23 protein-coding genes are annotated in these 16,643 nt (G+C 71.0%); 12 read left to right on the top strand and 11 right to left on the bottom strand.

The window, feature by feature from the left end:
* Positions 1-125: 125 nt before the first annotated feature.
* Positions 126-521: a recombinase family protein gene (locus tag ACWDBE_RS26605; protein WP_449790266.1), complete on the bottom strand. Its 396-nt coding sequence runs from the start codon at positions 519-521 to the stop codon at positions 126-128.
* 272 nt (positions 522-793) lie between these two features.
* Between ACWDBE_RS26605 and ACWDBE_RS26600 the strand changes: the two genes are divergently transcribed.
* A complete protein-coding gene (locus tag ACWDBE_RS26600) occupies positions 794-1,018 on the top strand; it encodes a hypothetical protein (RefSeq protein ID WP_449809307.1) in 225 nt (74 codons plus the stop codon).
* Between the two features lie 12 nt (positions 1,019-1,030).
* Here the strand turns inward: ACWDBE_RS26600 and ACWDBE_RS26595 are convergent, their stop codons facing one another.
* Both ACWDBE_RS26595 and ACWDBE_RS26590 read right to left on the bottom strand, forming a co-directional pair.
* A complete protein-coding gene (locus tag ACWDBE_RS26595; protein ID WP_449809306.1) occupies positions 1,031-1,624 on the bottom strand; it encodes an RICIN domain-containing protein in 594 nt (197 codons plus the stop codon).
* 84 nt (positions 1,625-1,708) lie between these two features.
* Positions 1,709-2,323 carry a ricin-type beta-trefoil lectin domain protein gene (locus tag ACWDBE_RS26590; RefSeq protein WP_449790268.1) on the bottom strand — a complete coding sequence of 205 codons (615 nt, stop codon included), beginning with the start codon at positions 2,321-2,323 and terminating at the stop codon, positions 1,709-1,711.
* Positions 2,324-2,438: 115 nt separating this feature from the next.
* Here ACWDBE_RS26590 and ACWDBE_RS26585 point away from each other — a divergent pair, with 115 nt between their 5' ends.
* From ACWDBE_RS26585 to ACWDBE_RS26575, 3 genes are all read left to right on the top strand, one after another.
* Complete coding sequence (locus tag ACWDBE_RS26585) at positions 2,439-3,419, top strand: ArsR/SmtB family transcription factor (protein WP_449790269.1); 981 nt, start codon at positions 2,439-2,441, stop codon at positions 3,417-3,419.
* A 147-nt stretch (positions 3,420-3,566) separates the two neighbouring features.
* Positions 3,567-4,229 carry a hypothetical protein gene (locus ACWDBE_RS26580; RefSeq protein ID WP_449809305.1) on the top strand — a complete coding sequence of 221 codons (663 nt, stop codon included), beginning with the start codon at positions 3,567-3,569 and terminating at the stop codon, positions 4,227-4,229.
* Positions 4,226-4,579 carry a winged helix-turn-helix domain-containing protein gene (locus ACWDBE_RS26575; protein WP_449809304.1) on the top strand — a complete coding sequence of 118 codons (354 nt, stop codon included), beginning with the start codon at positions 4,226-4,228 and terminating at the stop codon, positions 4,577-4,579. Before ACWDBE_RS26580 ends, ACWDBE_RS26575 begins: the two co-directional genes overlap by 4 nt.
* 86 nt (positions 4,580-4,665) lie before the next feature.
* Here ACWDBE_RS26575 and ACWDBE_RS26570 read toward each other — a convergent pair whose 3' ends face one another.
* The gene (locus ACWDBE_RS26570; protein ID WP_449790272.1) at positions 4,666-5,175 is read right to left on the bottom strand and encodes a hypothetical protein; all 510 of its coding nucleotides are present in this window, start codon (positions 5,173-5,175) and stop codon (positions 4,666-4,668) included.
* Between the two features lie 644 nt (positions 5,176-5,819).
* Here ACWDBE_RS26570 and ACWDBE_RS26565 point away from each other — a divergent pair.
* The 3 genes from ACWDBE_RS26565 to ACWDBE_RS26555 all read left to right on the top strand — a co-directional run bounded on the left by ACWDBE_RS26565 (position 5,820) and on the right by ACWDBE_RS26555 (position 8,090).
* Positions 5,820-6,362 (top strand): NUDIX hydrolase, encoded by a 543-nt coding sequence (locus ACWDBE_RS26565; RefSeq protein WP_449790273.1) that lies wholly within the window; start codon positions 5,820-5,822, stop codon positions 6,360-6,362.
* A 230-nt stretch (positions 6,363-6,592) separates the two neighbouring features.
* Positions 6,593-7,582 carry a helix-turn-helix domain-containing protein gene (locus tag ACWDBE_RS26560; protein ID WP_449809303.1) on the top strand — a complete coding sequence of 330 codons (990 nt, stop codon included), beginning with the start codon at positions 6,593-6,595 and terminating at the stop codon, positions 7,580-7,582.
* 130 nt (positions 7,583-7,712) lie between these two features.
* Positions 7,713-8,090, top strand: coding sequence for an SH3 domain-containing protein (locus ACWDBE_RS26555; RefSeq protein ID WP_402403992.1), 378 nt, complete (start codon positions 7,713-7,715; stop codon positions 8,088-8,090).
* Positions 8,091-8,480: 390 nt separating this feature from the next.
* Here the strand turns inward: ACWDBE_RS26555 and ACWDBE_RS26550 are convergent, their stop codons facing one another.
* The gene (locus tag ACWDBE_RS26550) at positions 8,481-8,732 is read right to left on the bottom strand and encodes a hypothetical protein (RefSeq protein WP_449790276.1); all 252 of its coding nucleotides are present in this window, start codon (positions 8,730-8,732) and stop codon (positions 8,481-8,483) included.
* 163 nt (positions 8,733-8,895) lie between these two features.
* Between ACWDBE_RS26550 and ACWDBE_RS26545 the strand changes: the two genes are divergently transcribed.
* On the top strand, positions 8,896-9,438 hold the full coding sequence (locus ACWDBE_RS26545) for an NUDIX hydrolase (protein WP_449809302.1): 543 nt from the start codon (positions 8,896-8,898) through the stop codon (positions 9,436-9,438).
* A 296-nt stretch (positions 9,439-9,734) separates the two neighbouring features.
* Here ACWDBE_RS26545 and ACWDBE_RS26540 read toward each other — a convergent pair whose 3' ends face one another.
* The 4 genes from ACWDBE_RS26540 to tgmA are packed head-to-tail and all read right to left on the bottom strand — an operon-like array spanning position 9,735 to position 12,436.
* Positions 9,735-10,028, bottom strand: a complete 294-nt coding sequence (locus tag ACWDBE_RS26540) for a DUF6087 family protein (protein ID WP_449790278.1) — start codon at positions 10,026-10,028, stop codon at positions 9,735-9,737.
* Between the two features lie 40 nt (positions 10,029-10,068).
* Positions 10,069-11,214: an ATP-grasp peptide maturase system methyltransferase gene (gene tgmC / locus ACWDBE_RS26535; RefSeq protein WP_449790279.1), complete on the bottom strand. Its 1,146-nt coding sequence runs from the start codon at positions 11,212-11,214 to the stop codon at positions 10,069-10,071.
* On the bottom strand, positions 11,211-12,185 hold the full coding sequence (tgmB, locus tag ACWDBE_RS26530) for an ATP-grasp ribosomal peptide maturase (RefSeq protein ID WP_449790280.1): 975 nt from the start codon (positions 12,183-12,185) through the stop codon (positions 11,211-11,213). Before tgmB ends, tgmC begins: the two co-directional genes overlap by 4 nt.
* The gene (tgmA, locus tag ACWDBE_RS26525; RefSeq protein ID WP_449790281.1) at positions 12,182-12,436 is read right to left on the bottom strand and encodes a putative ATP-grasp-modified RiPP; all 255 of its coding nucleotides are present in this window, start codon (positions 12,434-12,436) and stop codon (positions 12,182-12,184) included. The genes tgmB and tgmA overlap by 4 nt, the downstream gene beginning before the upstream one ends.
* Before the next feature lie 234 nt (positions 12,437-12,670).
* On the opposite strand from tgmA, the gene ACWDBE_RS26520 reads away from it, so the two are divergent.
* Both ACWDBE_RS26520 and ACWDBE_RS26515 read left to right on the top strand, forming a co-directional pair.
* A complete protein-coding gene (locus ACWDBE_RS26520; RefSeq protein WP_449790282.1) occupies positions 12,671-13,780 on the top strand; it encodes a helix-turn-helix domain-containing protein in 1,110 nt (369 codons plus the stop codon).
* 13 nt (positions 13,781-13,793) lie between these two features.
* Positions 13,794-14,375 (top strand): HD domain-containing protein, encoded by a 582-nt coding sequence (locus tag ACWDBE_RS26515; RefSeq protein ID WP_449790283.1) that lies wholly within the window; start codon positions 13,794-13,796, stop codon positions 14,373-14,375.
* A gap of 135 nt (positions 14,376-14,510) precedes the next feature.
* Here ACWDBE_RS26515 and ACWDBE_RS26510 read toward each other — a convergent pair whose 3' ends face one another.
* Both ACWDBE_RS26510 and ACWDBE_RS26505 read right to left on the bottom strand, forming a co-directional pair.
* Complete coding sequence (locus tag ACWDBE_RS26510; protein WP_449790284.1) at positions 14,511-14,702, bottom strand: DUF397 domain-containing protein; 192 nt, start codon at positions 14,700-14,702, stop codon at positions 14,511-14,513.
* Complete coding sequence (locus ACWDBE_RS26505) at positions 14,695-15,558, bottom strand: helix-turn-helix domain-containing protein (RefSeq protein ID WP_449790285.1); 864 nt, start codon at positions 15,556-15,558, stop codon at positions 14,695-14,697. Before ACWDBE_RS26505 ends, ACWDBE_RS26510 begins: the two co-directional genes overlap by 8 nt.
* A gap of 237 nt (positions 15,559-15,795) precedes the next feature.
* On the opposite strand from ACWDBE_RS26505, the gene ACWDBE_RS26500 reads away from it, so the two are divergent.
* Both ACWDBE_RS26500 and ACWDBE_RS26495 read left to right on the top strand, forming a co-directional pair.
* Positions 15,796-16,161, top strand: a complete 366-nt coding sequence (locus ACWDBE_RS26500) for an ATP-binding protein (protein WP_449790286.1) — start codon at positions 15,796-15,798, stop codon at positions 16,159-16,161.
* The gene (locus ACWDBE_RS26495; protein ID WP_392925319.1) at positions 16,161-16,421 is read left to right on the top strand and encodes an alpha-amylase family protein; all 261 of its coding nucleotides are present in this window, start codon (positions 16,161-16,163) and stop codon (positions 16,419-16,421) included. Before ACWDBE_RS26500 ends, ACWDBE_RS26495 begins: the two co-directional genes overlap by 1 nt.
* Positions 16,422-16,643 lie beyond the last annotated feature (222 nt).

The following is a 16,643-nucleotide window of genomic DNA, read 5'->3' as shown; positions in this document are numbered from 1 at the left end:
GGTCGTGGCCGCCGGGGCGCCGTCGCGGTACGGGCGGTGCGGGGGTGTGCGGATGGTGTGTCCGGACGGTGTGCGCGGGTGGCGTGTTCAGGCGGTTTCGTTCGGGTGATCTTGTTCGGGCGGTTTCATGCGGGTGCTCTCGTTCGGGCGGTGCAGGCGGGGGCCGGCCGCCGGTGCGGCCGGGCGGCGCGGTCGGGCAGTTCGAGCACCGTGCAGCCCAGCGCCTCCAGCCGGCGCACGGTCGCCCGGGCACTGCGGTCGTCCAGGGAGAAGACGAACGGGCCGGGCACCAGCACCACGTTCACCCAGCCCTGCCCGGCCCGCTCCAGCAGCCGCTCCAGGGCGGGGCACCGGTCGCCGGAGCGCACCCCGTCGTCCAGGAACGCGGCGGGCACCGGCAGGCCGCGCTGGCGGGCCAGGCGCTCCAACGCGGCGCGCTGGTACTCCAGACCCGCCGCGTCGGCGGGGTAGCAGCGCAGGTACAGCGCGGGACGGGACGGGCGGACGGAGTGGTCGAGCATGTCGTTCACCTGACCTGTTCGGTGAGGAGTGCGACGGGCCTGGGGGAGCCCGTCCACTCCAGCAGGCCTCGGTGAACGGTGCGGAATCAATGGCGGTCGCCACCCAATCGTGCGAGCGCCGGGCAGGCTGCGGCGCGCCCCACCGGCCCCGGGCGCCCCGGTGTTCCCGGGCGCCCCGGGCGCCCACTGCGGCACGTGTCGGCGGCGCGGGACGTTGACGTGGTGTCAACCCACCGGTCCGAACGGCACATTCGCACGACGGAGGAAACGGCGTGATCGACAGGCGCACCTTCGCCAGGGCCGTCGGACTCGGCGCGGGCACCACCGCGCTGTCCCTGGCCGCCCTGCCCCAGACCGCCGGGCCGGCACCGGCCGGTACCCCCGCGCCGGCCGGTGCCTCCTCCGGTGCCCCCGTCCCCGCGGCCCGGACGGGTTTCGCCCGCCTGGCCCAGGTCCGCGCCGGCCTCCTCGACGCGCCGCCGGCCGGCCGGCGGTGACGCGTCCGGCGGTCACCCGGAGGCCGTCCACCGCTGCTCGGAACCGCCCGTGCAGGGCCACTGGATGACCGGGGCGCCCGGCGTCGTGTTCGAACCGCCGACCGCGGCGCACAGGTTGCTCGCCCGGTTCCTGATCTGCGCGAAGCCCGTGTCCGGGTTCGAGCCGAAGTACCAGGTCTGCTCCGGCCCCTTGTCGCAGCCGTACTGGATCAGCTGGACGCCCGCGTTCGGCGAACTCGCCGGATCGGCCAGGCACTTGCCGCTGTTCTTGTTCACGATCTCGTAGCCGCCGCCGGAGTTCGGCATCGGGTAGAGGCCCCAGTACTGCTCGGCGCCGCCGTAGCAGGACCACTGGATGATCCCCGCCCCGCCCGCCGTGCTCCCGGCCCCGACCGACAGGCAGTGCTGGCTGTTGAGGTTCCAGAGCTCCACGATCTCCCCGTCCCTGACCGAGGGGGAGGAGGTTCCGCTGCCCTGCTGCGCCGTGCTCGACGCCGAGGCCGGCGTCATTCCTGCGGCGAACGCGAGCGCGGCGGCGAGCCCGACGGCCGCCGTGCCGAGCCCCGTCCGGGTGCGTGCCGCCGTTCCGTGGTGGGCGATTCCCATGGGGTATTCCCTCCGTGTCGAGACGTCATGGCCACCGGGTGCCGGCGCGGACGGCGTGGTCACCGGCCGTCCGCGCCGGAGGCGTCACGCGGTGCGGATGTCCCACCACTGCTGGGACTGGAAGTTCTTGCCCCACAGCTGGGTGCGGGCGCCGTCGCCGGCCACGTTGATGTCGCGGTCCAGCACGGTGTTGTTGCCGTTGTTGTAGCGGTAGTTGTAGATGGCCAGGTCCCCGGAGGGGTGGTACCACTTCTGCTGGGTGGTGCCGTTGCACTGCCACAGCTGCACCCGGGTGCCGTTGGCGCCGCCGCCGTTGGTGTCGGCGTCCAGGCACATGCCCGGGAACCGCACGTTCTGCAGGCTGCCGTCGGTGGACAGGAACCACTCCTGCTGGGTGGTGCCGTTGCACCCCCACACCTGGACCCGGGTGCCGTTGCCGCCGGCGGTGGCGTCGGCGTCCAGGCACTGGCCCGGGGTCCCCTGGTACAGGCTGTAGATCCGGACGTAGAGGCCCGCGGTGAGGGCGCCCGCCCGGGTGCCGGGCGCCTGTCCCTGGCTCCAGGCCACGTGACCGGCCTGGCCGGCGGCCTCGGCGGTCCGGGCGGACTGCGCGGCCTGGGCGGACGCCGCGCCGGTGGCGCCGACGACGAGGGCTGCCGCGGCGGCCACGACGGCGGCCGGCTTCTTGTGAGCGATCACGGGTCCCAAATTCCTCTCAGGGCTGGGCGGTTCGGTGAATCCAGCAAACGCCACGCCGATCGGCCGGTCGAATGATTCGATGGTTTTCGAAGAGGCTGGCGAAGGGGGAGCGTCTGTGATCCGGATCCGCCTGGGGGCCCGGGGGCTGGGAGGCGTCAGGTTCGCGGTCTCACCGGTGGGCGCGGCCAAGGACCTGCTCCGCCTCGTCGGCTTCAGCCCCGCCACCCTGACCCCGCAGTGGCGGACCAGGGCCACGGACGCGCTGTCCCGCCACCGGCTCGGGCTGCTCGCCGTCGTCGGCGCAGGCGGCCCCCTCGGGTACGCCCCGGACTTCATCCGGCCGGAGCCCCCGGCCTTCCTGACCGACATCGACACGGCGCTGCACCAGATCGCGACGACCCCGCAGGAACGGATCCGCTACGAGCTGGCCGGGGCCGTCAACGGCCACGCCTGGGATCCCGGTTCCGGCCACCCGCCGCCCCGGCAGCTCCTGCGGGCCCTCGACCGCGGGGAGGACCACTTCGCGCACCGCCTCGCCGACGAGATGGCGCGGTTCTGGCACGCGGCGCTGGCGCTCTCGTGGCCGGCGATCCGGGCCCGCCTGGAGGCCGACGTCACCGCCCGGGCCTCCGAGATCGCCCGGTCCGGGCTCGCCGAGGCCCTCAACCGGCTGGCCCCGAACCTGGAGTGGCGCGACGGCGAACTGCTCGTGCACATGCGTACGGACAGCATCCACCAGCTGGCGCTGGACGCGGACGCGGTGATCCTGACGCCGAGCGTCTTCGTCGACTGGGCCCTGTTCTGCGCCGGGGAGCCACCCGGCGCGCCGGCCCCGCGCACCCCGCTGATCGTCTACCCCGCCGCGCAGGCGGACTGCCTGCCGCCCGCGCAGGACCACCCGCTGATCGGCGCGATGCGGCGCAAACTCCTGGCCGAGCTGAGCCAACCGCGCTCCACGACGGAACTCGCCCAACGGCTCTACCTGAGCCCGGCCACCGCCTCGTACCACCTGCAGATCCTCCACCGCGCCGGCCTCGTCACCCGCACCCGACGCTCCCGGCACGTGCTCTACCAGCGGCTCGGCGGAGCGACGTAGCAGACGTCCCATCCTGGACGGCCACGGCCGATCTCCTTGACGAAGCGTCATGACACCGATGTGGAGGGCTTCTTCGGCGCGCCCACTTTCGCCGGATCGACAACAGGTCTCTGGACGCAATCGGTTTGTCATGCAAACCTTGTGGGCGTGACGACTCACTCCGCCCCCTCCTCGAACAACCCCCGCGACCTCCTGACGATGAAGCAGGCCCTGACCCGGCACATCCACCGTGAGCAGCGCGGCGCCTGGTTCGCCCTCCTCGTCTTCGCCGCGGTGCGCCTCGGCGCCGCCCCGGTGGTCCGCTACGGCCAAGGCGAGCACAACGGCGGCCTGCCGCCGGCCATGTGGTACTGGCCGGTGGCGTTACTGCTCGCCTACGCCGCGATCAGCTGGTTCTACGTGCGGCGCTCGGCCAGGCTCGGCCTGGGCACCCGGGTCGGACCGTACCTGGCGCTGGGCATCACCCTGGTCGTGCTCATCACCGGCTACGTGGCGTGGACGGCACTGGACCCGGGGTTCCTCGCCGACCTCCGCGGGCCGTCGCCCTTCGCCCCGATCCTCGACAACTCGGTGGTGAGCCCGGCCGGCACGATCGGCCTGGCGCTGCTGCTGCTCGCCCGGATCGAGCGCAGCTGGCTGCTCCTCGCCATCGCCTGCGGGTACCTTGGCTCCATGATCAGCACCGGCGACCTTCCCGACCCCTCGCCGTGGGGCGGCCTCCCGCACATCCTGCTGGAGGGGGGAGTGCTGCTGCTCGGCGGCGTCGGCCTCGCCCTGCTGCAGGCGGGCAGGGGGCGGTCGGCCGCATGAACGAACACCCCACCAACGGCCTCGACGACGTCGTGCACCAGCGCGTCCGCCTGGGCATCCTCGCGGTGACCAAAGAGGCCCGGCAGGTGGAGTTCACGTTCCTCCGCGGGACGCTCGGGCTCACCGCCGGGAACCTCTCCCAGCACCTCGGAGTCCTGGAGAAGGCGGGCCTGGTCACGATCGACAAGGGCTACGAAGGCAAGCGGGCCCGCACCTGGATCCAGCTCACCAAGGCGGGCAAGAAGGCCCTCAGCGAGGAGATCGCGGCGCTCAAGGCCCTGATCCAGCAGCTCGAAGGCACGGGCGGCGGCGTCGACCCCGGCCCCGCGGCCGCCCCCGCCCCGGGCTGAGCCTCCCGACCGTACGATCCACCGCACGCGACTGCGCCCGGCCTTGCCGCAGACGCGTCGCGGCCGGTGTCGGCGCGGTCGTGCTGTCAGGAGGGGATACGGGCCAGGAGTTCGTGGGCGGCCCGGGTCAGGTGTGCGGGGATGTCGTCCGGGTATGTCGGCTCGCCGTAGTTCTGGAGCGCCTTCACCGCGTCGACCATGGGTGCCAACTCCGCGGACTCGCCGTAGGCCTCGGCAACGTTCTCGATGATGAGTTCGGCGCCCTCGACGGGGTCGAGCCATCCGCCGACGATCTCGGCGGCGTACCAGCGGGCGAGCGCCAGTCGGCCTTCCCAGTAGTCCTCGGGCGGGTGGAAGCCACAACCGAGCTCGTCCATCACCTGGCCGAAAAGTTCCGGGGCTTGGTCCTTCTCGCTGCGCAGGAGCCCGGCGAGGATCGGCAGTGACGGTGTGTCGACGCCGACGACCAGGGCGCGGAGAGCGGCCTGGACCAGACGATCCGGGTCGGCGTACCGGCCGTCGACCCACCAGTGGGCGAGCCCCCGCAACTCCTGCACCGCCTCGCCCGCCGTTCGGGGGGCTCCGTTCGTCGTCATGGCGGCATACTGCCGCGCGTCGCCGACTGCAGGCCAGCGGATATCACGCGGTGGGGCCGGGCGCCGCCGGGCGGCGAAAGTCGTGCACGCGGGTGGGGCGAGTGCCCCGATGGGGGGCGTGTTCGCTGACCAGATGCATGCCACGGCCGCCCTCGGCGGAGCTGGGCAGCCATACGGGGGCGTCGGCGTGGGTCCCTCGCCCGGCAGGCCCTTGCGGAGCGCAAGGGCCCGCCGGGCGACGAAGAGTGGAGCCTCGCGCCGGGGCCGGCGCGAGGGGCAACGGTGTCGGTGCGGTGCGGTGAGGTGGTTGCGCAGGAAGTCGGGCAGGCCGACTTCCTGCGCAAAGGGGGCCGGGAGGTTTCAGGCGTGGTGGTCGAGCTCACCGGCCGTCAGTGGCCCGTCTGTCAGCGAGGGCCGAGGTCGGGCGCGCGGAGCCGATGGAGGCGGCGAGTGCCGAGGCCTGAGCAGCGTGGTGATCGGCTCCGGAGCGGTCCCCCCGCCGGTGGAGCACGGTGGCGAGGCGGGTGCCGGCCATGGCTGTGCCCTGCCACGTCACCCGATCCGGTGGTCTTCCGGGGTTGCCGCACCCGTCATCCGCGCGGACGTGGCTCGCTCGCGACGGGGCGAGTCGTACAGTCCTGGCCATGACCGACACCACCGCCGCGTCGTGGCGCGAGCTCGAACGCACCACCGTGTTCAGCAAGTTCGGCCGGGCCGTGGACCGCGTCGACTACGAGATGCCCGACGGCAGGAAGGAGGAGTTCTACCTCAAGCGCGAGCGCCCGGCCGGCGCCGTGCTCGCCCTCACCTCCGACCAGCGCGTCATCCTCGCCCGCCAGTACCGCCCGGGCCCCGGCCGCGTGCTGCACGAACTCCCCGGCGGCTACGTCGAACCGGGGGAGTGCGCGGCGGATGCCATCGCGCGCGAGCTGCTGGAGGAGACCGGCTACCAGGGCGACGTGCGCGAGGTCGGGTCGTACTGGCTCGACGCGTACGCCGACACCCGCCGCCACGCCTTCGTCGCCACCGACTGCGTCAAGATCCGCGAACCGCGGCCGGAGCGCACCGAGTTCATCGACGTGGTCACCCTCGACCTGGCGGAGTTCCGCACCCGCGTGCTCCGCGCGGGGGAGATGACCGACACCGCCGCGGCCTACCTCGCCCTCGATCAGCTCCGGCTCCTGTAGCCGGGGGCGGTCCTTACTCGGTACACCGCGGTCCGGCCAGTGTGAAGAAGGCCATCGCCAGGCTCGTTGCTGACGGCCGCCTTGTGGTCGACGGGCTTGGTGACGGCGCCCTCGATGCCGCCGCCGAGCGCGCCCCACGTCCGTGCCCTGACGGCTCCTCGTCTCGCGCCCCTTCGCCCACGGACGTATAGTGGGCATACGTGGCGCGGCCATGTCAGGTTGGGGGTTGGGTGGAAACGCTCTACGACAGTGACCGGGTGCCGGAGACCGACTGGATCGGAGCGTGGCGGGAGGTTGCCGTCCGGGGGACGGTCACCGTGCAGATGAGATCGCTCGACCCGGACCGCTTCGCGGCCAAACTGAGCGCCGTGCAACTGGGGGACTGCCGGCTGGCCGCCATGAACTACTCGCCCCTGGCGTTGCGGCGCACACCGCGGCTGGTCCGGCAGTTCGACCCCGAGCACTACCAGGTTCTGTTCATCCGCCGCGGCCATCCAGGCATCGAACTGGCCGACCGGAGCGCTCTCCTCGGCCCAGGCGACCTCGTCGTCCACGACAGCGCGTGCCCGTTCGAGTCCTTCGTCGGACCCGGGCAGAGCCGCGCCCAGTGCCTGATGATCCAGATCCCCAAACGCCTCCTGCACCTGCCGCACCGGGAGATCACCTCCCTGCTCGCAACGCCGCTAGACGGTACCCGGGGCACAGGCCTGCTGCTGTCCGGCTTCATGACCGCGCTGACCGGCGACTGCCCGGAGAACGCCGGCCAGGCGGCCCGGCTGGGCAGGGTGCTCACCGACCTGACCGAGACCTTCCTGGCCCACCACCTCGACCGGCTCGCCGCCGTGCCCGGCGACTCCCGGGAACGCGTCCTCTACCTGCAGATCCTCTCCTTCATCGACGACCACCTCCCCGCCGAGTGGCTCGACCCCCAGGCCGTCGCCGACGCCCACCGGATCTCGCTGCGCACCCTTTACCGGATCTTCCAGAAGCAGGACACGACGCCAGCCGCGCATATCCGCCACCGCCGGCTCGAACGCTGTCGCCTCGACCTGGCCGACCCGCGCCTGTGGCAGCTCACCATCCACGCTGTCGCCGCGCGCTGGGGCTTTCTGCGGCCCGCCGAGTTCACCCGCGCCTTCCGCACCGCCTACGGTCTGACACCCAGCGAGTGGCGCGAGCGCGAGGGGAACCTGGAACGGCACGCATTGCCAACCGGCTGACACGCCTCGCCATCGAACCGCACCGACGGTGGTGGAACGGTCGTATCGGAGCGCACGTCGGCCGTCGATCCGGAGTGCGCCTCCCGGTCGCGGGACTGAAGCGGTCCCGCCACACTCACGGAGGATCTGGATGCACCGTTCCGCCAAGCGCACCGCCACGGCTTTCCTGCTGGCCGCCGGCACCCTGATCGTGCCGCTGGCTGCCGCCGTCCCCGCCGGTGCCGCGCCCACGGACACACCCGCACTTGCCGCCTGCGGCGTGTCCTACAGCGACAAGGACAGCAGCACCTGGCACAAGAGCTCCGGGAACGGCGTCAACATGCGCAGCGGCCCGAGCACCGGCTGTGCGGTGCTGGGGATGTCCTACTCGACCCAGCTGATCGACTACCACTGCTACGTCTCGGCCAGTGACGGGACGTGGACCTACGCCCGCAACGACGCCACCGGGGTCAAGGGCTGGATCCGCGACGACCTCCTCACCGACAACGGCAGCAAGGTCCCCTGCTGACCGACCGCCCTCACCCGGCGTCGGACCGGTGGCGCGGCCACACCCGCGCCGCCGGTCCGGCGTCCATGACGCCGCCCGGGAGCTACACGCCGGCCCGGTCGGACGGGGGCCCCGCCGTCCGGACGGCCGACGTGGCGCGCAGGATGGACTCGACGCTGTGCCTGAGCACGGCCCGGCCCGGCCCAGGTTTCGCGGGTGCCAGTATCCCGCCAGCCACCGCACGTTGGCCGCCAGCACCGGATCCGGCGGCCCGAGCCGCCGGTACAACCCAGCCCACCTGCCCGCAGACCTCGGTCAGCGCCTGCGCGGCCCGCCGCGCCGCGTCCCCGGCCGCCCTGCTGCGTCCTGCCCCCGCGGCTTGCTGTCCGACGGCTTCGAGGATGGCCCCGGTCAGGTGTCGTTTGCGGGTCGGACCGGTGTGTTGAGGAGGAAGAGCCGGCCTGTTGGGGCGGCGGGTCGGAAGTCGAAGGCGTTGGTGAACGGGCCGGTGATCAGTAGCAGGGTGCCGTGGTCGTGGACGCGATGGCGCCACTCGCGGGTGGCGGCGATCTCGCTGTCGAACCAGGTCAGGTCGCCGGGACGTCGGATGGTCAGCCGGGAGCCGGTCAGGATGGTGGACCAGGCGCGTTGAGGGCCTTCCAACTTCCCCTCCAGGCGGGCGGATCAGCGTACCGGGGTGGCCGTGGACTGCCCACCGATGTGCCCTGCCACATCACCCGATCCGGTGGTCTCCCGGACGTGCCGCGCCCGCCATCCCAGTGGAAGCGGCTCCCTCCTCGACGAGGCGAGTCGCACAGTCCTGGCCATGACCGACACCACCGCCGCGTCGTGGCGCGAGCTCGAACGCACCACCGTGTTCAGCAAGTTCGGCCGGGCCGTGGACCGCGTCGACTACGAGATGCCCGACGGCAGGAAGGAGGAGTTCTACCTCAAGCGCGAGCGCCCGGCCGGCGCCGTGCTCGCCCTCACCTCCGGCCGGCAGGTCATTCTCGTCCGCCAGTACCGTCCGGGCCCCGGCCGCGTGCTGCACGAACTCCCGGGCGGCTACGTCGAACCCGGGGAGTCCGCGGCGGGCGCCATCGTCCGCGAGCTGCTGGAGGAGACCGGCTACCAGGGCGACGTGCGCGAGGTCGGGTCGTACTGGCTCGACGCGTACGCTGACACCCGCCGCCACGCCTTCGTCGCCACCGACTGCGTCAAGATCTGCGAACCGCGGCCGGAGCGCACCGAGTTCATCGACGTGGTCACCCTCGACCTGGCGGAGTTCCGCACCCGGGTGCTCCGCGCGGGGGAGATGACCGACACCGCCGCGGCCTACCTCGCCCTCGATCACCTGCGGCTCCTGTAACAGGGGAGCAGCGGGCGAGCCAGCCAAAGCAGTAAGGCGCTTGGTGCGGAGTGGGAAGTCGGCCCGGCCGACTTCCCACTCCGATCAGTGCGGCGCCGGTACGGGGTCGTCCGGGCTGTCCAGCCACACGGTCTGCCCGTCGGGCGTGACGGTGAGCCCGAACCGGTCGAAGCCGGGCACGATCCACCGCACACGACTCCGCCCCGCCGAGCAACAACTCGGCGGGGCGGAGTGGTCAGGCCCCGCATGACGCGAAGGCGCCTGGCCCCTGCCAGGGCCAGGCGCTGGGTCAACGGTCAGGGCTTACGGTGCTTGCCCGCCGGCTTCTTCGCCGGGCGGGCCGACACCATCGGGATCACGCCGTCGCCCTCGATGCCGTGGACGAGTCGTTGTGCGGCGGCGTAGTCCGGCGCGATGGTCTCGGGCACCCATTGGTAGCCGTCCCAGCGGGAGATCAGTCGCGGTTCGCCCTGGTGCAGGTGGGACGGAGCGTCCTCGAAGCCGAGGATAACGGCCTTGAGCGTGCCGACCGAACGGCGCTGTGCGTCCCGGCGGGCCGCCCACCGCTCCAGCGGCTCGTCCTCGTCCACCTGGTCCTCCTTCGAGACGGGGCACCCAGCCTATCGGCGCTCAGGAGGGCAGGAGCCAACTCGGGCCGCTCGGACCGCCGATCCACACCCGCTGGTCCTCGCCGGCTACCGTCAGACCGAACTGCTCCTGCTCCGGGGCACCGGCCTCCTCCCACCGTTCGAAGGTGCGTTCCACCGCATCCCACAGCAGCAGCGGCCCGCGCTGATGAACCGTCCAGCCGGCCCCGTCCACCTCCGTCCATGCCTGGGAGCCGGTCGCGGTGTCCAGCAGAATCACCTGGGCACCGGCGCCCAGCAGTTCGGCCGAGGGCGCGGCGAGCTGGGCGAGGAATCTGCCGGTCCACGACCACAGGCGGGACGGGTCGAGGCCGGTCGAGCGGGCGACACCCGAGTGCATGGTGAACGTGGGACGAGGCGGCGGCTGGTGCGGCCGGGCGAGCATGAACGCTGTCTCCTCGCCGGTGAACCGGCCCGTTGCGCTGCCGTCCTCCTGCACGGTGATGTGCACCAGCCCGGAGGCCTGCATCCACCCGCCGAGGCACGTCGTGATCGTGCCGCCGGGCCTCAGCTGCCAGAGCCACGGGTACGGGATGCTGCGCACCGAGCAGGTCGCCACGATCCTGTCGAACTCGACACCGGCCTGCCGTTCGTCCAGGCCGTCGCCGACGACCAGGGTCGGGGCGTAGCCGAGGCGATGCAGCGCCTCGCGTGCGCGGGCACCGGCCGCCGGGTCGACCTCGACCGAGGTGATCAGGTCGTCGCCGAGCCGGTGACACAGGACCGCGGTGGAGTACCCGGTTCCGGTGCCGATCTCCCGCACCCGGTCGCCGGCCCCGATACCGGCAGCCTCCAGCATCCGGACGACGAGCGAGGGCAGCGTCGACGACGAGGTCGGTAGTCCGTGCACCGGGCCGGTCGCGTCGCCGGCGTCGATGCCATCGACCTGGGTCACCCAGGTCTCGTTGCTGTATGCCATAGCCAGCCATTCGGCCTCGGGGACCTCGTGGCGGCTCAACGGCCGATAGACCGTCACGCCCCGCGCGTCCTGACCCTGGCGGAAGACGGCGTCGGAGAGGAACACCTCGCGCGGGACCTCCTCGATCGCCTTGCGCCAGGCCGGTTCGGTGAGATCGCGCCCGGTGATGCTGTCGGCAAGCTGTCGCCGAAGCCGTGCGGTGTCGGTCATGCTGCTCCTCGTTGGAGAAGATCTGCCAGAGCGGCGGTCATCGGCAGCCCGGTCGGAGGCTCCATCCAAGCCCACTGCCCGGAGGGGTTGCACTCGATCCACATCCAGCTGTCATCGGCGTGCTCCGGCCCGGTGAGGGCGAAGTCGAATGCGCCGAAGACCAGCCCGAAGTGCGCGAGGTAGGCGAACACGGCGCGCTCGACCCGCTCCGGGACCGGGATCGCCGTGTAGGTGTGAGCGGAGTAGTCGACGCGCCAGTCCAGGAGGTCACAGTCGATCCGGACGGCGAACACCCGCTCACCGATGACCGTGACCCGCACGTCGGCGACCTTGTTGACGCGCTGTTGGAAGAGGTGCATCGTTCCGGCCACCGAGTCGCCGATCTCCACGGTGGTGACCTCGGTGACGGGGACGGTCTGGGCCACGCCGTCGATCAGGTACGTCGGCATGCTGATCGGCTTGTGGATCACCTGCCCGTGGGTCCTGATGAACTGGCGTGCCGCGTCAGGCTCGTTGGTGAGCAGGGTTGGTGGGACCTGGAAGCCGCAGGCCGCAGCGGCGGCCAGGCCGGCGGGTTTGTACTCGGCGTCGCCGATCCGGTTCGGGTGGTTGACGTACAGGCACCCGGGGAGGGAGACGAGGACGCCGCCGAGGCCGTAGCGGGCCTGCGCGGCGGCGACCCGGGCGTCCTGCGGGTTGAGGTGGGGGAACGCGAACGCGGACGGCCGCCGGTAGTACAAGGACCGGACCGAGCCCAGACCGGCGAGCCGCGTGGGAGTGCGCACGCTCCCCTCCCACTTCTGCGCGCTGCCGCCGATCCGAGCGGAGCACGACAGGGTGGCGGGGAAGTCACCGGCGTCGAACCGCACGACCGGGACACCCCGGTCGTGCAGCTCGGCGATCACCAGGTCAGCGGTCGGGTCTTGCAGGTTGGTGACGACCGCGACCGGTCCCGTGTCAGTCGACGTCACTGGTCGGTGTCGTTCCCTGTGTCGCTGTCCGCGGCGTCCCCGCCCTGAGTGTCGCCCTGCCCGGTGGTGCCGGTCGGCGGGTTCGTACCGGACGACGTGCCGTGGCCAGGCATCATCATCGGGAATCCGTCCGGGTCGAAGTACTTCGCGGTCTGGCTCGCCGGGTCCAGCTCGATCCGGCGAGCGGTGGTGCCGGCATCGAACGGCGGGTACGGGGCGATCTTCCCGACGACGAACGGGGTCGGGGTCACGTGCCCCTGCGGAAGCGGGCTCCCGGTCGGGATCCGATCCGTGTAAGCGAACATCGGTAACCTCCATGGTTTCGATGGTTCCTGTCACCGGTTCGGGGGAGGGGGAGGCTTGCCAGGAGGGCTTCCGGTTAGCCTCGACCGGGGACGGCAACCACAGTAGGAGTCTCCGATCGGACCATGCAGTGACCACCAGTACGGGTAAATCGGAGCGGACTCCCGAAAACGGGGACTTCATTGCGATCAAGCTCACGCCAAACCCCGACCGCCAGTCAGGGCCGGGCCGCTCGCCCTCGCTCGGGCATCATCTCCGGGTACGTCCTGCGGGTGATCCGAGAGCAACAGGACCACACCCAGGAGGAGTTCGCCGAACGTCTCGCGGTCTCGGCGGACACGATCGCGGGGTGGGAGAGCGGCCGACGCTCACTCACCGCGGTGCCCGTCGGACAGGTACTCGCGTACCGACACCGGCTGATGCGGATGGGTTCCCCGCCCACCCTCCTCCAAGCCCTTGAGCATGCCCTTGAGGCCGATGTGCTCCTCGCCGGCGTCCTCGGAGAGAGCGCACTGTCCGGCGTCGGCCCTCTCGGGTCGATGGTGATACAGCGCGACCTCATCGAGATCCTGGCATGGCCGCTCGGCGGCGGGACGCCCCGGCGTTTCCGTGAGCTGCCGACACCAGCCCGCTCCCGGCGGGGGCCTGTACCGACCGGCCCGGAGCTCACCACGGGCGACCGCGACCGGTTCTTCGCCAACATGCGGCGCACAGCGGAGGAGGCCCGGGGGAGCGACCAGTTCCTCCTCCGGCGCCAGGCGCTCTACCTCGCCGGACTTGACGACCAGGACGACACGCGGGCGTGGCTCGCCCACCAACAGCGAACCGCGCGGCCGAGCGACTGGCTGAGCGATTGGCTCAACCTCCGCTCCGTCGCGATGGTCTCGGCTCGGCACGGCGACCCGGACCGCATGTCCCACTTCATCGAAACCGCCCTTGCCGACGACGTCGGCGCAGCCGCGAACCTCAACTACTGGGCGTACTGGATCGGCGAGATCCCACTCGAACTCTCCGACGACTTCATCGCATCCCGGGCATCGGGCTCCTGGCCCGGACACAAGCTGTTCGCTCACCTCGCCGATGGCATCGACCCCCGTCATGGCTACCTCGACCTGAACATCCACAGCGTGTGGTCGCTGCTCCAGATCCGGCCGAACCTGCTGCGCTCCGGAACGGCGGCAAGCGCTCTACGAGAACGGCTTCCCATGATGTTGGATAGCGCTGAGCTCTCGTCGCGCGGGCGGCGCGAACTTGAGAACATCCGTTACGCAATCCGCCTCGCTGAGGCGTGAGGGGAGTCCGACGGTGCCCGACGACCTGTCCTCGGTGGCGCGCTTCCTGTTCGAAGCCGGGACGCTCAAGCAGACCAAGCGCACGGGCTGGTGGATGGCCGGCGTCCGCGACCCCGAGTCGGTGGCCGAACACTCCTGGCGGACCTCGCTCCTCGCCTCGCTCATCGCCAAGCTCGAAGGCGCCGACCCCGCGCAGGCGGCGTTCCTCGCCACCTGGCACGACATCGCGGAGACGCGTACGGGAGACGTCAACTACCTGGGAAAGAAGTACGCGAGCAGCGCCGACCCAGAGGCGGTGACGGCCGACCAGGTCGCCGGCATGCCCGAGGTTCTGGCGTCGGCCGTACAGGAGCTCATCGCCGAGTACGAGGCGAAGGAGTCGCCGGAAGCGATCTGCGCGCGGGACGCCGACAAGCTGGAGTGCCTGATCCAGGGCCTCGAGTACCGGGCTCAGGGCTACGCGAACGCCCAGCGGTGGATCGACAACAGCCGTGGGCGGCTGACCACGAAGACCGCCAACGCGCTCGCGGACACCATTCTGGCGACCGACTCGCTTGACTGGCTCCGCACTGCCCTCGGCGAGCAGCCGAGCTGAGCTGCCGGACGCCGGTCGAGCGCCTTGGGGGAGCTGTCGGCCCCTCACGCAAGCATGCGCGAGGGGCGGTGGAGACGAGGCGGTTGCGCAGGAAGTCGGGCAGGCCGACTTCCTGCGCAAGGGGGCTGCAAGGGTTCAGGCGTGGTGGTCGAACTCGCCGGCCTTGATGCCGTGGAGGAGGGCGGCGAGGGTGGTGGGGGTGGTGCGGAGGATGGTGTGGCCTTCGTCGGACTCGCGGAGTTCGACCACGCCGCTGACCGTGCGGACCTCCACGCACTCGCTCGAAGCCCCGCTGTAACTGGACTTCTGCCACTTGGAGTCACGCATACTTGCCTCGCATTTCATCCCCGATGGATCGAATGAACTCGCGCGATTCGGCCTCGGAGAGGGCAACGGAGTTCAGATGCTCGAAGACGCTCCGGTGGCGACCCAGGCCTGCCTGGGCGTCGAAGAACATGCATCCGGCCACAGTATCCATCTGGAGTGTGGCGAGCTCGGGTACCGGTCCTTCGATGAACATGATGTTCTCGCCGCAGCCCGGGAACGTGTCGAGGTCAAACGGTACTACGCGTACTGAGACTCGCCTGGTCAGCGAGTCATCGATGAGGTGGTCGAGCTGATCGGCGAGGACCCGAGGGCCGCCGAACTGCATTCGCAGCGCCGCTTCATGGATGAATGAGAAGTAGGGAACCCCGTTCTGGCGGACAGTGTCCTTTCGCTGCATGCGGAAGGCGGTCCTGGCGTCGAGGTCGTGGCTGGGAATGAAGGGAGCGAAGCGGGAGAACACCGCTGCCGCATAGGCCTCGGTCTGTTGTAGTCCGGGGAGGTATGTCGTGGCCCAGGTCGAGATGCTCTGCGCGTTCGCCTCAAGCTCGGCAATCTCAAGAAAGTCAGTGGACAGGATCCCTCGATACTCCTCCCACCAGCCTTTCACCCGCTCCGAGGTCATGGCAGCCAACGCGTCGACCAAGGGTTGGTTGTCACACATGCAGACGGACGCGATGGTCCGCAGCCGCTCCGCGCTGATCCCGCCCTTCCCGCTCTCCATTTGTGTGATCTGTGCGGGTTGGATGCCGAGTTCGCGTGCCAGCTGACTGCCGCCGAGGCCGGCCTGCTCCCGCATCCTCCGCAGTTCGGTCCCGATCCGCCGCTGGCGAAGGGTTGGGTTCGGTCGTAGCGCCATGATGACCAGTCTGCCGCAGGTCGAGGCGGTGGAGGTGCCACGTTCGGGGGAACCTCCCCATCATCGGCTCAAAATTGAGCCCGACTGCGCTATGGTCGATCTCACATTGATCCGACGGATCGTCAGTAACGCCTGCTAGCAAGCACCGCAGAGCAGCCGCGCCCATCTCCGCTGGCCTGGCTCACGGCGACACCTGTTCCGCCGGTTCCCCCTCACTCACGCCTCGGGAGAACTCCCATGCGTCACATCAACACGCCCACCATCGCCATCGCCCGCCACACCCTCCACAACACCATGACCCGCGTCGGCTGGTCCCCCTCCCTCATCTCCGACGCGCAGCTCGCCCTCTGCGAGCTCCTCGTCAACGCCTGGCGCCACACCGACACCCCCGCGCCGCTGGTCGAGATCATCTCCGTCGGCGACTCCCTCCGCGTCTCCGTCACGGACGAGAGCCCGGTCCTGCCCTCGGCCCCGCCGCTGTCCCTGCTCGCCGAGTCCGGCCGGGGCCTCCAGCTCGTCGAGGCCCTCACCCACCGCTGGGGCGTCGACCCCCACGAGCGTGCCAAGTCCGTCTGGTTCGAGCTGCTGAAGGACGCCGCCTGATGGTCTACCGCCCCGGCCGTCACCCGATGCTGCCGACCGACCCCCGGATCCGGTACTACACCGAGGACCACATCCGCGCCCTGCTGGACGAAGTCCGGGAGCGGGGGCGTGAGTTCGGCCTCATCTTCCCCTCGATCGACACCGACAGGACCATGGACGGCCGCGTCCTCGTCCGCTTCAACACCGCGCCGGCCTCGACGCTGTTGAACCTCCTCACCCTGCTCCTCGACGCCGAACGCAGGACCTCGTGCGATACCTGATCGGGACGGCCTTCGCCGTCCTCCTCGCCCTGGCCTTCGCGACCGTCGCCCTGGGCGTCGTCACCGCCCTCCGCGCGGCCCCGACGCCCGACGAGGACGCCTGACTCCCCGCCGCCGCCCGCCGCCCCCGCCCGCGCGTCGGGGGCTGCGGCACTGCTCCACTCGCGCCCTTGACGGCCTTTCGCCGGTGGGGCCAAGGTCGTGGAACTGTATGGAATCCAC

The organism is Kitasatospora sp. NPDC001132, assembly GCF_053598415.1.
The sequence above is the reverse complement of the archived record's forward strand: the minus strand, read 5'-3'. Positions and strand labels throughout refer to the sequence as shown.

Excerpts from the sequence above, each read along its gene's own strand:
- ACWDBE_RS26605 (WP_449790266.1), bottom strand. The coding sequence starts at position 521 with ATGCTCGACCACTCCGTCCGCCCGTCCCGTCCCGCGCTGTACCTGCGC.
- ACWDBE_RS26595 (WP_449809306.1), bottom strand. The coding sequence starts at position 1,624 with ATGGGAATCGCCCACCACGGAACGGCGGCACGCACCCGGACGGGGCTC.
- ACWDBE_RS26575 (WP_449809304.1), top strand. The coding sequence starts at position 4,226 with ATGAACGAACACCCCACCAACGGCCTCGACGACGTCGTGCACCAGCGC.
- ACWDBE_RS26570 (WP_449790272.1), bottom strand. The coding sequence starts at position 5,175 with ATGACGACGAACGGAGCCCCCCGAACGGCGGGCGAGGCGGTGCAGGAG.
- ACWDBE_RS26565 (WP_449790273.1), top strand. The coding sequence starts at position 5,820 with ATGACCGACACCACCGCCGCGTCGTGGCGCGAGCTCGAACGCACCACC.
- ACWDBE_RS26555 (WP_402403992.1), top strand. The coding sequence starts at position 7,713 with ATGCACCGTTCCGCCAAGCGCACCGCCACGGCTTTCCTGCTGGCCGCC.
- ACWDBE_RS26545 (WP_449809302.1), top strand. The coding sequence starts at position 8,896 with ATGACCGACACCACCGCCGCGTCGTGGCGCGAGCTCGAACGCACCACC.
- tgmC (WP_449790279.1), bottom strand. The coding sequence starts at position 11,214 with ATGACCGACACCGCACGGCTTCGGCGACAGCTTGCCGACAGCATCACC.
- ACWDBE_RS26510 (WP_449790284.1), bottom strand. The coding sequence starts at position 14,702 with ATGCGTGACTCCAAGTGGCAGAAGTCCAGTTACAGCGGGGCTTCGAGC.
- ACWDBE_RS26505 (WP_449790285.1), bottom strand. The coding sequence starts at position 15,558 with ATGGCGCTACGACCGAACCCAACCCTTCGCCAGCGGCGGATCGGGACC.
- ACWDBE_RS26500 (WP_449790286.1), top strand. The coding sequence starts at position 15,796 with ATGCGTCACATCAACACGCCCACCATCGCCATCGCCCGCCACACCCTC.
- ACWDBE_RS26495 (WP_392925319.1), top strand. The coding sequence starts at position 16,161 with ATGGTCTACCGCCCCGGCCGTCACCCGATGCTGCCGACCGACCCCCGG.